Below are 13,674 nucleotides of genomic sequence, written 5' to 3'. Positions count from 1 at the left end.
GGGATCGCTTGGCATCGGTGGAACTGCGTGGCCTGGTCAAGCGGTTTGGATCGTTTGTCGCGGTTGATGACGTCTCGCTCACAATCGACCACGGCCAGCTGGTCTGCCTGCTCGGGCCGTCCGGTTGCGGCAAGACCACGACGCTACGGCTGATCGCCGGGTTCCTCGAACCGTCCGGCGGCGAGATCCGCGTCGGCGACCGTGTCGTGTCGTCGAAGGCGCGCACGCTGCCGCCCGAGCAGCGCAACATGTCGATGATCTTCCAGAGCTACGCGCTGTGGCCGCACATGACGGTGGCCGAGAACATCGTCTATGGCCTGCGCCTGCGCAAAATGGATCGCGACACCATCGCGAAAAAGCTCGCCGCGATTCTGGCGACCACCAAGCTGGAGCCGCTGGCGCAGCGCTATCCGGGCGAGCTCTCCGGCGGCCAGCAGCAGCGCGTCGCGCTGGCGCGCGCGCTGATCGTCGGCCCCGAGACGCTGCTGCTCGACGAGCCGCTGTCCAATCTCGACGCCAATCTGCGCGAGGAGATGCGGTTCGAGATCCGCCGCCTGCACGACGAATATCGCTACACCACGGTCTACGTCACCCACGATCAATCCGAGGCGATGACCACCGCCGACCTGATCGCGGTGATGAATGCCGGCAAGATCGACCAGCTCGGCAGTCCTGAGGACATCTATGCGCGGCCGGAATCCGAGTTCGTCGCGCGCTTCATCGGCGCGGCCAACGTGATCAAGGGTACCGCGCGCGATGCGACCCACGTCGAATTCGCCGGCGCTGTTCTCGCAGTGGTCGGCGCCAGGCTCACGGCCGGCCAGAGCGCGCCGGTCGCGATCCGCCAGCATGAAATCCAGCTCTCGACGCAAGCGCCCGCTATGGCGCAGAACACGCTCAAGGCCATCGTAACGCGGCAGGTCTATCTCGGCATGAACCGCGACTACATGGTGGAAACCTCTGACGGCACCTCGCTGCGGGTGACCACGCCGACGGAGACCGCGGTCGAGAAGGGCAGCGCGGTCTGGCTGACACTTCCGGCGGAATGCTGCCGGGCGCTCAGTCGATAACGAACAAGAAACGGAGGGACGCGATGCGGAAACAAATCTCCAGACGCCACGTCCTGAAGGGCTCTGCGGCGCTTGCGCTTGGCAAGATATTCGCGTCACCGGCACGCGCCGCCGCGCCCGAGCCGACCGCGATCACGCCCGACCTGGTGGCGGCCGCGACCAAAGAAGGCAAGCTCGTGTTCTATTCGTCGATGGACCTGCCGGTCGGCGAAAAGCTCGGCAAGGCGTTCGAGGTGGCCTATCCCGGCATCAGCGTGCAGATCGAGCGCTCAGGCTCGGAACGGCTGTTCCAGCGCGTGGCGCAGGAATTCGATTCCAACATCCATGCGGCCGATGTCGTCAACAGCGCCGATGCCTCGCACTTCATCCCATGGAAGAAGAACGGCTGGCTGATGCCGTTCGTGCCGGAGGACGTCGCCAGGCACTTTCCCGATGGATATCGCGATCCGGACGGCATGGCCGCGACCACGCGGCTGTGGCTGTCGTCGATCGCCTACAACACCAAACTGGTGAAAGCGGAGGATGCGCCGAAAAGCTTTGCCGACCTGCTCGATCCAAAGTGGATGGGCAAGATGGTGAAGGGCCATCCGGCCTATAGCGGCACCATCATGACCACGACGTTTCAGATCGTGCGCGAGCTCGGCTGGCCCTACCTGGAGAAGCTGTCGAAGCAGCGCGTGATGCAGGTGCAGTCCTCGACCGACCCACCGAAGAAGCTCTCGCTCGGCGAGCGCGCCGTGATGGCCGACGGCAATGAATACGGCATCGTGCTCCTGAAGGAGGCCGGGCAGCCGGTCGAGCCGGTCTACCCGACCGAGGGCACGCCGACGATCTCGGGACCGACCGGTATCTTCGCCGGTGCGCCGCATCCGAACGCCGCAAAACTGTTCCAGGCCTGGCTGCACACCCGCGAGACCCAGCAGTTCTTCGTCGACTTCACCGGGCAGTATTCGGTGCATGCGCAGGTGCAGCCGAAGACCGGCCGGCGCAAGCTCTCCGACATCAAGCTGATGAAGGAGGATCCGGCGGGGGTGGAGGCGATGACCGAAGAGATCAAGACGCGCTATGCGCGGCTGTTTCGGGTGTGAGCATGCGCTGCATCGCCACATCCACCATCGTCATTCCGGGGCGCGCGCAGCGCGAGCCCGGAATCCATAACCACGATCGTGAGTACGGATTCCGGGCTCATCGCTTCGCGATGCCCCCAGGTGCGCAATTGCGCACCGCGAATGACGGGGAGAGAGTCTTCAAATGACAACCACCACCTCCCCCGTCGGCCGCCCCCGCATCGACTGGACGCGCCCGGTCCTGTGGCTGTTCGCCGCGGTTCTCATCCTCCTCATCCTGCTGCCGCTGTCGTGGCTCGCGGTCTACGCCTTCACCGACAAAAATCGCCATCCGACGCTGCAAAACTTCGTCACGCTGTTCAGCAATCCGGATTTCCTCGATCCCCTGCTGACCACCGCGATCATCGCGACGACCTCGGCGCTGATCTGCTGCATCGTCGCGGCGCCGCTCAGCTGGCTGGTGTCGCGCACCGACATGCCGGGCCGGCAGACCATCCGCGCGCTGGTGACGGCCTCGTTCGTGACGCCGCCGTTCCTCGGCGCGGTCGCCTGGGAGTTGCTTGCGGCACCGAATTCGGGGCTGCTCAACCAGCTCTACCGGCTGTTCGCAGGCGAAGATGCCGACGCGCTGTTCAACATCTATTCGATGACCGGGATCGTCTTCGTGATCTCCTGCTACACCTTCCCGTTCGTGTTCGTGCTGGTGGCCAATGCGCTCGACACCATGCCGGGCGAGCTGGAAGACGCCTCCGCGATCCTCGGCGGCAATGCCTGGACCACGGCGCGGCGGGTGACGATCCCGCTCGCGCTGCCCGCGCTGGTCGCTGGCGCGCTGATCGCGTTCCTGCAAGCGATGACGCTGTTCGGCTCGCCGGCGATCCTGGCACTGCCGGCCGGCTTTCACACCATGACGACCAAGATCTGGAGCCTGTTCCAGTATCCGCCGAAGCTCGAGCTGGCGGCGGCCGCTGCGGTGCCGCTGCTGGCGTTGACCATCCTGCTGCTGCAGGGACAGAAGGCGCTGCTTGGCCGCCGCGGCTATTCGGTGATCGGCGGCAAATATGGCGCGCCGCGCCGGGTCGAGTTGCGCGGCTGGCGCTGGGCCGCGCTCGGCTTCTGCCTTTTGGTCCTGCTCAATCCCGTATTCCTGCCTTACCTCGCGCTGCTCAACGCCGCGTTATCGCCCAACGCCACCACGCTGGTGACGCCGTCGACGCTGACCTTGCACAACATCGTCTTCGTGTTCACCGAGCTGTCGTCGACGCAACTTGCGCTGAAGAACACCGTGATCCTGGGCGCCGCGACCGCGACGATCGGCACCATGCTCGCGCTCGTCATCGCCTATGTCACGACGCGCAAGGTGATCGCGGGCCATCGCGTGCTCGGTTTCCTTGCCACCGCGCCGGTCGCCGTTCCCGGCATCGTGCTCGGCGTCGGCCTGTTCTTAAGCTACACGCGGCCGCCCTTCGTGCTGTACGGCACGCTGTGGATCCTGCTGCTGGCGTTCCTCACCATCAATCTGCCGTCGGCCTATCAGCAGCTGCAGGCGGCGTTCACGACCATTCATCCCGAGCTCGAGGAAGCCAGCCGCATCCTCGGCGCGACGCGGCTGCAGGCGCTGCGCCAGATCACCGCCCCCCTGCTGCGCACCGGGGTGATCGCGACCTGGTGCTTCATCTTCATCGGCGTGATGCGGGAACTGTCGGCCGCGATCGTGCTGTTCACCTCGCAGACCAAGGTGCTATCGGTCCTGATCTACGACCTCAACGAAGGGGGCGATCTCGCCGCGATCGCGGTACTCGGCATCGCGATGCTGGGGATCACATTCGCCGTGGTGCTGGCGGTGAACCAGATCCCGATGTCCGGCGGCAACGCCGGCGCGAAGCTGCGGAACGGGTAAGCGCTGTTTTCTCCCCGTCATTGCGAGGAGCGAAGCGACGAAGCAATCCATCCTATCCCGTCGGCGAGAGATGGATTGCTTCGCTGCGCTCGCAATGACGCCCCATCCCATCTGGCAATCGCCACATTCATCCCGATATAAAGCGGAACCCCGCACCATGAGGATCGCGTGACCAAATCCGCCACCACAACATCGCCCCCTGTCGCGCCGCGCCGGCCGCATTCCTTCACCACCCACGGCATCACGGTGACGGACGACTATGCCTGGATCAAGGATCCGAAATGGCAGGACGTGCTGCGCGATCCTGCGATCCTCGATCCTGACATCCGCAGCTATCTCGAAGCCGAGAACGGCTACACCGAAAGCCTGCTCGGCCACACCGACGGCTTGCAGAAGCGGCTGGTCAAGGAGATGCGCGGGCGGATCAAGGAGGATGATTCCAGCGTGCCGTCGCCGGACGGCCCGTTCGCCTATTTCCGCAAGTTCCGCGAGGGCGGCCAGCACGAGCTGTACTGCCGCATGCCGCGCGACGGCGGCGATGCGCACATCCTGCTCGATGGCGACGCGCTGGCCAACGACCACGAATATTTCAAGTTCGGCGGCAGCCGGCATTCCAACGACCACCGGCTGCACGCCTGGAGCGCCGACACCAAGGGCTCTGAATATTTCTCGATTCGCGTGCGCGACTGGGCAACCGGCGGCGATCTCGACGACCTCGTCGAGGAAACCGATGGCGGCGTGGTCTGGGCCGCGGATTCCAGGAGTTTCTTCTACGTCAAGCTCGACGACAATCACCGCCCGATGCAGGTGTGGCGACACAGGCTCGGCACCAGGCAGGCCGACGACACCCTGATCTATGAGGAGCAGGATTCCGGCTGGTTCACCCATCTGCACGAGAGTGCGAGCGGGCGTTTCTGCGTGATTGCCGGCGGCGACCACGAGACCTCGGAGCAGCGGCTGATCGATCTTGCCAATCCCGACGCGCCGCCGCGGCTGGTCGCGGCGCGCGAGGAAGGCGTGCAATATTCGATCGCCGACCGCGGCGACGAACTCTTCATCCTGACCAATGCCGACGACGCGATCGACTTCAAGGTCGTCACCGCGCCGCTCGCCGCGCCCGAGCGCGCCAACTGGCGCGACCTGATCCCGTATCGCGAGGGCGTCTATGTGCTCGACGTCGAACTCTATGCCGGCCACATGGTGCGGCTGGAGCGCGCCAACGCGCTGCCGGCAATCATCATCCGCGACCTCAAGAGCGGCGAGGAGCACGCGATCGCGTTCGACGAGGCGGCCTATTCGCTCGACACCATGGGCGGCTACGAATTCGACACCACCAATTTACGGTTTGCCTATTCGTCGATGACGACGCCGTCGGAGGTCTATGACTACGATATGGCGACGCGGACGCGGGTATTGCGCAAGCGGCAGGAGATTCCGTCCGGCCATAACCCCGCCGACTACGTCACCACGCGCATCATGGCGACCTCGCATGACGGCGCGCAGGTGCCGGTCTCGATCCTGCACCGCAAGGACTTTGTCCGTGACGGCAACGCGCCGCTCTTGCTCTATGGCTACGGCTCCTACGGCATGGCGATGCCGGCGTCGTTTGCCGCTAACCGGCTGTCGCTGGTCGACCGCGGCTTCGTCTATGCGATCGCGCATATCCGCGGCGGCGCCGACAAGGGCTGGGGCTGGTATCTCGACGGCAAGCGCGAGAAGAAGACGAACACGTTCGACGATTTCGCCGCCGCCGGAAGCGCTTTGATCGAGGCGAAATACACGGGTGCAAAACGCATCGTCGGCCATGGCGGCTCCGCCGGCGGCATGCTGATGGGCGCGGTCGCCAACCGCGCCGGCGAACTGTTCGCCGGCATCGTTGCCGAAGTGCCGTTCGTCGACGTGCTCAACACCATGCTCGACGACACGCTGCCGCTGACGCCGCCGGAATGGCCGGAATGGGGCAACCCGATCGAGAGCGAAAAGGATTTCCGCACTATCCTGTCCTATTCGCCTTACGACAATGTCGCGGCCAAGGACTATCCGGCGATCCTCGCGATGGGTGGCTTGACCGATCCGCGCGTCACCTATTGGGAGCCGGCGAAATGGATCGCGCGGTTGCGCGCCACGATGCGCGGCGGCGGCCCGGTGCTGCTGCGCACCAACATGGGCGCCGGCCACGGCGGCGCCTCCGGCCGCTTCAACCGGCTTGATGAGGTCGCAATCGTCTACGCGTTTGCGCTGTGGGCGGTGGGGATGGCGGACAAGGCGGAAGTGTAATGTGCCGGTTGGCTTCCGCGGTCAGCTCCCCATCGTCGTCCCGGCGAAGGCCGGGACCCATACCGCGTGATCTATCGAGCAAGGAAGTCGCAGTACCACGGCACTGCTAATCTTCGCCAAACCCCTCCCTGTGGTTATGGGTCCCGGCCTTCGCCGGGACGACGGCTGAATGCGTGGCGGTCACTCATCCAGACGACGGCGGTGGAGCTACCGCCCCTTCGCCTTCCGCCACGCTGCAAAATCCTTCAGCGTCTGCTCGTCGGTCGCGGGATAGAGGCCGAAGATGCCGCGGCCGTTCTGGACCTGCTCGGTTACGAAATCCTCGAACGCGGTCATCTCGAAGGTCTCGTTCGCGATCTCGTCGGCGAGATGCGCCGGGATCACGATGACGCCATCGCTGTCACCGAGGATCACGTCGCCGGGAAACACCGGCGCGTCGCCGCAACCGATCGGAACGTTGATCTCGATCGCCTGATGCAGCGTCAGATTGGTCGGCGCGCTCGGGCGATGATGAAACGCCGGGAAGCCGAGCCGCGCGATCTCGGCGGAATCGCGGAAGCCGCCGTCGGTAACGACGCCGGCGCAGCCGCGCTTCATCAGCCGGGTCACCAGGATCGCGCCGGCCGACGCCGCGCGCGCATCCTTGCGGCTGTCCATGACCAGCACGCTGCCGGGAGGGCAATCCTCGATCGCCTTGCGCTGCGGATGCGCGCGATCGCGGAACACCTCGATCGTGTTGAGGTCCTCGCGCGCCGGCATGTAACGCAGCGTGAAAGCCTCGCCGACCATGGTCGGTTGATCCGGGCTTAACGGGTGAACATCCTGGATCATCTGGATGCGCAAGCCGCGCTTGAACAGCGCGGTCGCAACCGTCGCGGTGGAGACGGATTTCAGCTTGTTGCGGGTGGTGTCGCTCAGTTTGGACATGACTTGCTTGCTCTCTGTTCTTTCGTCATTCCGGGATGGCCCGCAGGGCCAGGCCCGGAATCCATCGGGCCGCATAGATCGAGGCGAAATGGATTCCGGGCTCGCGCTTCGCGCGCCCCGGAATGACGGAGGTTAGTAAATCGACGGCTCGCCCACCGGTTTACCAAAACCGGTCTCGAGGAAATCGAAGTCGCAGCCCTCATTGGCCTGCTTGATGTGCTTCGAGAACATCCAGCCATAGCCGCGCTCGAAGCGCTTTTCCGGCTGCTTCCATTCGGCACGGCGTTTGGCGAGCTCCGCCTCGGACACATCGAGATTGATGGTGCGCGCGGCGACGTCGAGCGTGATGCGGTCGCCGTTCCTCACCAGCGCCAGCGGGCCTCCGATGAAGGATTCCGGCGAGACGTGCAGGATGCAGGCGCCGTAGCTGGTGCCGCTCATCCGCGCGTCCGACAGCCGCACCATGTCCCGCACGCCCTGCTTCACGAGCTTGGTCGGGATCGGCAGCATGCCCCATTCCGGCATGCCGGGGCCACCCTGCGGGCCGGCATTGCGCAGGATCAACACATGATCGGCCGTGACGTCGAGATCGGGGTCGTCGACCGCCTTCTTCATCGAGGGATAGTCGTCGAACACCAGCGCAGGTCCGGTGTGCTTGAGGAAGCGCGGATCGCAGGCGCTCGGCTTGATGACGCAGCCGTCGGGCGCGAGATTGCCTTTCAGCACCGCCAGCGCGCCCTCCTTGTAGATCGGGTTTTCGACGGTGCGGATGACGTCGTCGTTGTGGACCTCCGCGCCTTCGATGTTCTCGCCGAGCGTCTTGCCTGACACGGTCATGCAGTCGAGATGCAGATGCTGCTTGATCCGGTTCATCAGGCCGGGCAACCCGCCGGCATAGAAGAAATCTTCCATCAGATAGAGGTCGCCGCTCGGCCGCACATTGGCGATGACAGGCACCTTGCGGCTCGCGATCTCGAAATCGTCGAGCGAAATGTCCTGGCCGGCGCGGCGCGCCTGCGCAATGAGATGAATAATGGCGTTGGTCGAACAGCCCATCGCCATCGCGACCGTGATCGCGTTCTCGAACGCTTGTCGCGTCTGGATCTTCTGCGGGGTGAGATCCTCCCACACCATCTCGACGATGCGGCGGCCGGCTTCCGAGCTCATCCGGATATGGTTGGCGTCGGCCGCGGGGATCGACGATGCGCCGGGCAGCGTCATGCCGATGGCTTCGGCGATCGCGGTCATGGTCGAGGCCGTGCCCATGGTCATGCAGGTGCCATAGCTGCGGGCGATGCCGGCCTCCATGTCGACCCAGTCCTTGTCGGAGATCTTGCCGGCGCGGCGCTCGTCCCAGTATTTCCAGGCATCCGAGCCGGAGCCGAGCGTCTTGCCCTTCCAGTTGCCGCGCAGCATCGGCCCGGCCGGCAGATAGATCGCCGGCAGGTTCATGCTGGTGGCCCCGAGCAGCAGCCCGGGCGTGGTCTTGTCGCAGCCGCCCATCAGCACCACGCCGTCGACCGGATGGCCGCGCAACAGCTCCTCGGCGTCCATCGCCAGCATGTTTCGGTAGAGCATCGTGGTCGGCTTCAGCAGCGATTCGGACAGCGACAGCGCCGGCAGCTCGAGCGGAAAGCCGCCGGCCATCAGCACGCCGCGCTTCACGTCATCGACCCGGCTCTTGAAGTGCATGTGGCAGGGCTGCGCGTCCGACCAGGTGTTGATGATCGCGATCACCGGCCGGTCGCGCCACTCCTCCGGCGCGTAGCCCATCTGCATCGCGCGCGATCTGTGGCCGAAGGCGCGCAAATCGTCGGGCGCAAACCAGCGCGCACTGCGCAATTGATCCGGGGTCTTGTTCTTCTTGGTCATCTTGGATGCGCCATATGCTTCGATATTGCGTGTTTCGATATTGCTCGCACGCGCGCTGTCTCAGCGCGCACGCCCAGCGCCACGCATATACAGGATTTCCGGACGTGTCGTCCCGCGCGCGGCGCAGACGTGCCGTTCACCGCCCGCACCTGTTTCGCAAATCGGTACTGGCCCGCACCACAAGCTGAGCGTGCGGTGCACAAACGGCGCAACGTGGAAATCTGCGCGCCAACCGGCCTTGGCCGACCTTGGCTTACTTCTGCTGCGCCGTCATCACGATGCGGACGAGGTCGGCGGCATTGCGCGCGCCGAGCTTCTTCATGATGTTGGCGCGGTGATCCTCGATCGTACGCGGGCTGATCCCGAGATGACGCCCGGCCTCCTTGTTGGAGGCGCCCGCGGTGAACTGCTCGAGCACTTCGCGCTCGCGACGAGTGAGCGGCTCGCGCCCCGGAAAATGCAGCGCGGCGATGCGGGATGCCGAGGTCTCGGCCTGGCGCCTGGTGTAGGCGTCGATCGCCTCATTCAGGCGGCTGACGATCTCGTTGCCGCGGAACGGCTTCTCGATGAAGTCGAGCGCACCGTTCTTGATGGCGCTGACCGCCATCGTGATGTCGCCTTGGCCGGAGATCATGAAAATCGGTGCCGGATAATCCTCGCCGTGCAGCTCCTTCAGGATATCGAGGCCGGATTTTCCGGGAATGTGCACGTCGAGCAGGATGCAGGCCGGCGTCCGGCTGCGCGCCACCGCGAGCAGCGCGGCGCCGTCCGCAAAGCAGATCACCTTGTAGCCAGCGGTCGACAGGACCACGGAAAGCGTCTCGCGAACGGCGGGGTCGTCGTCGACTACAAAGATTTCCCCGCGAGGAGCGCCATTCTCAACCATATGCATCCGTCCATCAGTGGTGAAGCGTGCTGCCAAGACTGCACAAGACGTAACTCGACCATCTCGATCAATGGACCCGTATTTGTACGGGACGTCCGCTTAACGCACAAGTAGCACCGCGATCCCTAAAAGTGGGGGCAGTGGAGAAACATGCATGGAAAATGCAGCGGCGGACGGCGTTGCGGTGTGCCTGGACGAGGGCAGCGATCCCTACAGCCTGATCGTGACCGACCTGGTCGCGCTGATCGGCCATGTCCAGGCGAGCCTGCGGCTGATCGAGGCGGCGATTGCGCGCGAGGCATTTCTGGCCGAGCAGGACGCCAACGTCTTCGTGCTTGACGACGTCACCCCGCGCTACGCGGTGGCCTCCACGGCCCTGAAGGCCTGCGACACCGGCCTCGGCATGGCGCTCGATCGGCTGCGCGACCCAGAGGCACCGGCGCGTTTCCTGAACTGACCAGCCGGACCGGCCAGCGCCAAGTTCGGCGCCCATCATGCAGATTGTGCCGACGGCGGCCCAACCCTCGAGGCGACGATCCGTTCCATGTTCGGATTGGCGGCAGGCATTGCCCGCCCAGCCGGGTCAGGCCTTCTCCACGTCAGACCTACTTGATATCAGGTCTTGTTGATATCAGGCTCTGGCCCGCTCTTCGTCGGAGCCCGACCGCCGCTTGCTCGGCTTGCCCTTGAGGAAGCTGATGTCCATTTCGGTGCCGTTGACGCGGACCAGTTCGCAGCGGCGATAGGCGAGCCCGGTCGACGACAGCAGGAGGAAGAACTCCTTCAGGTTGAGCCCCTGAATGGAACCCTCGACGGTCAGCGCCGCGCCATTGTCGGAGATGGCATTGAGCTGGCAGTCGCGCCGCCAGGTGCCGTCGATGGCCATGATGCAGACATCGACGCCCCGGCTGAACGTGACACGCTCAATTGATTTGCCGTCCTCCGTCATCGCTCAATATCCGACCGCCATGGCAGTCCGCGGTATCGCAAGCGCCGGCCGCACTCCGCTCGGCCGGTACAGGCCCCGCCGCTCGGGAATCGGCTTGAACGTGTCGGTCAGGCCGACCACGGTTTCGGCGGCGCCGAGCACCAGGAAACCGTCGGCCTCCATCAACCGGGCAAGCCGGTTGAAGATGTTGATCTTGGTGTCCTGATCGAAATAGATCAGCACGTTGCGGCAGAAGATCACATCGAACGTGCCGAGCTGGGAGAAATCGTGCAGCAGATTGAGCTGACGGTGCTGCACCATCGCGCGCAACTCGGGATTGATCTGCCAGAGTTCGCCCGACTGCTTGAAATACTTCACCAGCATCTGGATCGGCAGCCCGCGCTGCACCTCGAACTGGCTGTAGATGCCGGCTTTCGACTTCTCCAGCACCTCCTGCGACAGGTCGGTCGCGGTGATCTCGACCCGCCATCCGGCAAGCGCCGCGCCCATCTCCTTGAGGCACATCGCCAGCGAATAGGGCTCCTGGCCGGTCGAGCCGGCGGCGCACCAGATCCGGACGCTGCGGCGCGCGGCACGCACCTTCAGGACCTCGGGCATGATGGTGTCGCGAAAATGATCGAACGGCACCTTGTCGCGGAAGAAGAACGTCTCGTTGGTGGTCATCGCCTCGACCACCTGGACGGTGTGCGTGGACGAGCCGGCCTTGATCTTGGCGATCAGGTCGGGGATACCGGACAGACCGCATTTGCGGGCCAGCGGCAGCAGGCGGCTCTCGATCAGATATTGCTTGTCCGCAGACAGATCGAGACCGGAATGGTCCTTCAGGAGCTTACGCAGATACTCGTAGTCGGGGGGCGTCACGGGAGCCTCGCAAAGACAAAGGTTGAAACTGGGTATTAGGCTTCGGCCGGCGCATCGAGCGTCAGCAGACCCACTTCCTGGAATTTCGCGATCACGATGTCCTTGTCGAACGGCTTCATGATGTACTCGTTGGCGCCGGCATGCAGCGCCCGCGAGATGTGGTCGATGCCGTTCTCGGTGGTGCAGAACACCACCTTGGGCACATCGCCGCCGGGCATGCGGCGGAGCTGCACGAGGAATTCGAAGCCGTCCATGACCGGCATGTTCCAGTCGAGCAGCACCGCGTCCGGCAGCGCCTGCTTGCAGGCTTCGAGCGCGACCGCGCCGTCCTCGGCTTCGATGACGGTGAATTCCATTCCTTCGAGAATGCGGCGTGCGATTTTTCGCACCACACCGGAATCGTCGACGACAAGACATGTCTTCATATGTTGGCCTCCTTGTAGAGTCCGCCGTCTCCGCGGCGGAGCGTTACGCTGCAGCGAGTGTTTTCGGCACCAGTTCGAGCACGCGATCGACATCGAGGACGACCATGAGCTGTCCGTCGAGGCGGTGAACGCCGCCGGCGAGCCGGGCCATGCGGGGATCGAGGTTGACCGGGTTGTCCTGGCGGCTGTCGTCGGACAGCCGCAAGACCTCGCCGATCTGGTCGATCAAGAGGCCATAGGATTCGCCGCGCTGGTCGACGCCGACCGCCATCGGCGGCTTGCCGTCGTCGGCCTTCGGCAGGCCGAGCCGGGCGCGCATGTCGACCACGGTGACGATGCGGCCGCGCAGGTTGAGCACGCCGGCGATCTCGCTGGAGGCCAGCGGCACCCGCGTCAGCCGCTCCGGCATGAACACGTCCTGCACCCGCGAGATCGGCAGGCCGAACAGCTGCCCGCCGATCACCGCGGTGACGTATTCGGCCATCGCGCCTTCACTGGTCTCGGTCTTGCTGGTCATCAATTCGTTTCCTTGCATCCGGTCACGCGGCGCGGCGCAGTTCGGCGGTCTGCTCTTTCAGGGCCGCGATCAGCCCGGGACGGTCAAACTTGGCGACATAGTCGTGGAAGCCGGCCTGACGGCCGCGCTCGATCGCCGCCGGCGACACCATCGCCGACAGCGCGATGATTGGCAGCCCGACGAGGTTGTGGTCGCTGCGGATGTTCTCGGCGAACTCAAAACCGTTCATCTCGGGCATCTCGATGTCGGTCAGCACGACGTCGAAGGCCTGTCCCGAGCGCAGTGCGGCGAGCCCTTCCTGCGCATTCGGCGCGGTCCGCACCTTGTAGCCGGCGGCTTTGAGCACCGGCGCCAGCATGTTGCGGAAGAACGCGCTATCGTCGACCAGCAGCACCGACTGCGCCGAGGCCGACGGCCGCATCTCCTTGCGCGAGAACCAGTCGGCAAACGCCATCGGCAGGAAGTGGCCGACATCGATCACCTCGGTGGCCTGGCCCTTGATCACGGCCGAACCCAGAATGCCGTCCTGGCTGCCCGCGACCTCGATGTTGAGCCGCTCCTCGACGATGTCGATGATCTCGTCGACCACGAGCCCCATCGAGCGGCCGTCGTCGGCGAACACCAGGATCGGCTGCGCGCCCTGGGTCTGCACCTCGACGCCTATCATCTGCACCAGCGGCATCAGCTGCTCGCGGTACTGCACCATGTAGCGGCCGTTGGAGAGCTCGATCTTGTCGGTTGCGATCTCCTCGAGCCGAGTGACGAGGCCGAGCGGCACCGCCTTGGGCTGCGAGGAGCCGGCGCGGAACACCAGCAGCGAGGTGAGCTGCTCGCCGCTCGATGCATGCGCCGCGGCATTGTCGTCAGCCATGTCATGGGCCGAGGAGCCGGACGCGCCGAGCGCTTTTGCGATGCCGTTGGGG

The 13,674-nt window shown here is 64.9% G+C and carries 13 protein-coding genes; 5 read left to right on the top strand and 8 right to left on the bottom strand.

What is annotated here, in order from left to right; translation table 11 throughout:
- The first annotated feature begins 17 nt into the window (after positions 1 to 17).
- From BraRD5C2_RS28895 to BraRD5C2_RS28880, 4 genes are all read left to right on the top strand, one after another.
- Positions 18 to 1,070, top strand: coding sequence for an ABC transporter ATP-binding protein (locus BraRD5C2_RS28895; protein WP_223974962.1), 1,053 nt, complete (start codon positions 18 to 20; stop codon positions 1,068 to 1,070).
- A gap of 23 nt (positions 1,071 to 1,093) precedes the next feature.
- A complete protein-coding gene (locus BraRD5C2_RS28890) occupies positions 1,094 to 2,158 on the top strand; it encodes an ABC transporter substrate-binding protein (RefSeq protein WP_223974456.1) in 1,065 nt (354 codons plus the stop codon).
- Between the two features lie 163 nt (positions 2,159 to 2,321).
- Positions 2,322 to 4,037: an ABC transporter permease gene (locus BraRD5C2_RS28885; RefSeq protein ID WP_223974454.1), complete on the top strand. Its 1,716-nt coding sequence runs from the start codon at positions 2,322 to 2,324 to the stop codon at positions 4,035 to 4,037.
- Positions 4,038 to 4,205: 168 nt separating this feature from the next.
- Positions 4,206 to 6,314: a S9 family peptidase gene (locus BraRD5C2_RS28880; RefSeq protein ID WP_223974453.1), complete on the top strand. Its 2,109-nt coding sequence runs from the start codon at positions 4,206 to 4,208 to the stop codon at positions 6,312 to 6,314.
- Between the two features lie 207 nt (positions 6,315 to 6,521).
- Here the strand turns inward: BraRD5C2_RS28880 and BraRD5C2_RS28875 are convergent, their stop codons facing one another.
- The 3 genes from BraRD5C2_RS28875 to BraRD5C2_RS28865 form a co-directional block, all read right to left on the bottom strand.
- Positions 6,522 to 7,241 carry a ribonuclease activity regulator RraA gene (locus BraRD5C2_RS28875; protein ID WP_092121813.1) on the bottom strand — a complete coding sequence of 240 codons (720 nt, stop codon included), beginning with the start codon at positions 7,239 to 7,241 and terminating at the stop codon, positions 6,522 to 6,524.
- Between the two features lie 132 nt (positions 7,242 to 7,373).
- Positions 7,374 to 9,113 (bottom strand): L-arabinonate dehydratase, encoded by a 1,740-nt coding sequence (gene araD, locus BraRD5C2_RS28870; protein ID WP_223974452.1) that lies wholly within the window; start codon positions 9,111 to 9,113, stop codon positions 7,374 to 7,376.
- Positions 9,114 to 9,366: 253 nt separating this feature from the next.
- Positions 9,367 to 9,999: a response regulator transcription factor gene (locus BraRD5C2_RS28865; protein ID WP_092121810.1), complete on the bottom strand. Its 633-nt coding sequence runs from the start codon at positions 9,997 to 9,999 to the stop codon at positions 9,367 to 9,369.
- A gap of 154 nt (positions 10,000 to 10,153) precedes the next feature.
- Between BraRD5C2_RS28865 and BraRD5C2_RS28860 the strand changes: the two genes are divergently transcribed.
- Positions 10,154 to 10,456 carry a hypothetical protein gene (locus BraRD5C2_RS28860; RefSeq protein ID WP_223974451.1) on the top strand — a complete coding sequence of 101 codons (303 nt, stop codon included), beginning with the start codon at positions 10,154 to 10,156 and terminating at the stop codon, positions 10,454 to 10,456.
- A gap of 174 nt (positions 10,457 to 10,630) precedes the next feature.
- Here BraRD5C2_RS28860 and BraRD5C2_RS28855 read toward each other — a convergent pair whose 3' ends face one another.
- The 5 genes from BraRD5C2_RS28855 to BraRD5C2_RS28835 all read right to left on the bottom strand — a co-directional run.
- Entirely contained in the window at positions 10,631 to 10,948 is a 318-nt protein-coding gene (locus BraRD5C2_RS28855) for a PilZ domain-containing protein (protein ID WP_223974450.1), read from the bottom strand.
- Positions 10,949 to 10,951: 3 nt separating this feature from the next.
- The gene (locus tag BraRD5C2_RS28850) at positions 10,952 to 11,809 is read right to left on the bottom strand and encodes a CheR family methyltransferase (RefSeq protein ID WP_223974449.1); all 858 of its coding nucleotides are present in this window, start codon (positions 11,807 to 11,809) and stop codon (positions 10,952 to 10,954) included.
- A 35-nt stretch (positions 11,810 to 11,844) separates the two neighbouring features.
- The gene (locus tag BraRD5C2_RS28845; RefSeq protein WP_223974447.1) at positions 11,845 to 12,234 is read right to left on the bottom strand and encodes a response regulator; all 390 of its coding nucleotides are present in this window, start codon (positions 12,232 to 12,234) and stop codon (positions 11,845 to 11,847) included.
- A gap of 43 nt (positions 12,235 to 12,277) precedes the next feature.
- A complete protein-coding gene (locus tag BraRD5C2_RS28840) occupies positions 12,278 to 12,751 on the bottom strand; it encodes a chemotaxis protein CheW (RefSeq protein ID WP_223974446.1) in 474 nt (157 codons plus the stop codon).
- A 22-nt stretch (positions 12,752 to 12,773) separates the two neighbouring features.
- Positions 12,774 to 13,674: response regulator (locus BraRD5C2_RS28835; RefSeq protein WP_223974445.1), on the bottom strand; the 901-nt coding region annotated here is incomplete at its 5' end.

The organism is Bradyrhizobium sp. RD5-C2 (assembly GCF_019972155.1).
Classification (GTDB): domain Bacteria; phylum Pseudomonadota; class Alphaproteobacteria; order Rhizobiales; family Xanthobacteraceae; genus Bradyrhizobium.
Note: the sequence above shows the minus strand (reverse complement) of the source record. Positions and strands in the feature narration are given on the sequence as shown.

Bases quoted from the DNA above. Each gene is read 5' to 3' on its own strand.
- BraRD5C2_RS28885 (WP_223974454.1), top strand. From the start codon at position 2,322: ATGACAACCACCACCTCCCCCGTCGGCCGCCCCCGCATCGACTGGACG.
- BraRD5C2_RS28875 (WP_092121813.1), bottom strand. From the start codon at position 7,241: ATGTCCAAACTGAGCGACACCACCCGCAACAAGCTGAAATCCGTCTCC.
- BraRD5C2_RS28840 (WP_223974446.1), bottom strand. From the start codon at position 12,751: ATGACCAGCAAGACCGAGACCAGTGAAGGCGCGATGGCCGAATACGTC.
- BraRD5C2_RS28890 (WP_223974456.1), top strand. From the start codon at position 1,094: ATGCGGAAACAAATCTCCAGACGCCACGTCCTGAAGGGCTCTGCGGCG.
- BraRD5C2_RS28865 (WP_092121810.1), bottom strand. From the start codon at position 9,999: ATGGTTGAGAATGGCGCTCCTCGCGGGGAAATCTTTGTAGTCGACGAC.
- BraRD5C2_RS28845 (WP_223974447.1), bottom strand. From the start codon at position 12,234: ATGAAGACATGTCTTGTCGTCGACGATTCCGGTGTGGTGCGAAAAATC.
- araD (WP_223974452.1), bottom strand. From the start codon at position 9,113: ATGACCAAGAAGAACAAGACCCCGGATCAATTGCGCAGTGCGCGCTGG.
- BraRD5C2_RS28855 (WP_223974450.1), bottom strand. From the start codon at position 10,948: ATGACGGAGGACGGCAAATCAATTGAGCGTGTCACGTTCAGCCGGGGC.
- BraRD5C2_RS28860 (WP_223974451.1), top strand. From the start codon at position 10,154: ATGGAAAATGCAGCGGCGGACGGCGTTGCGGTGTGCCTGGACGAGGGC.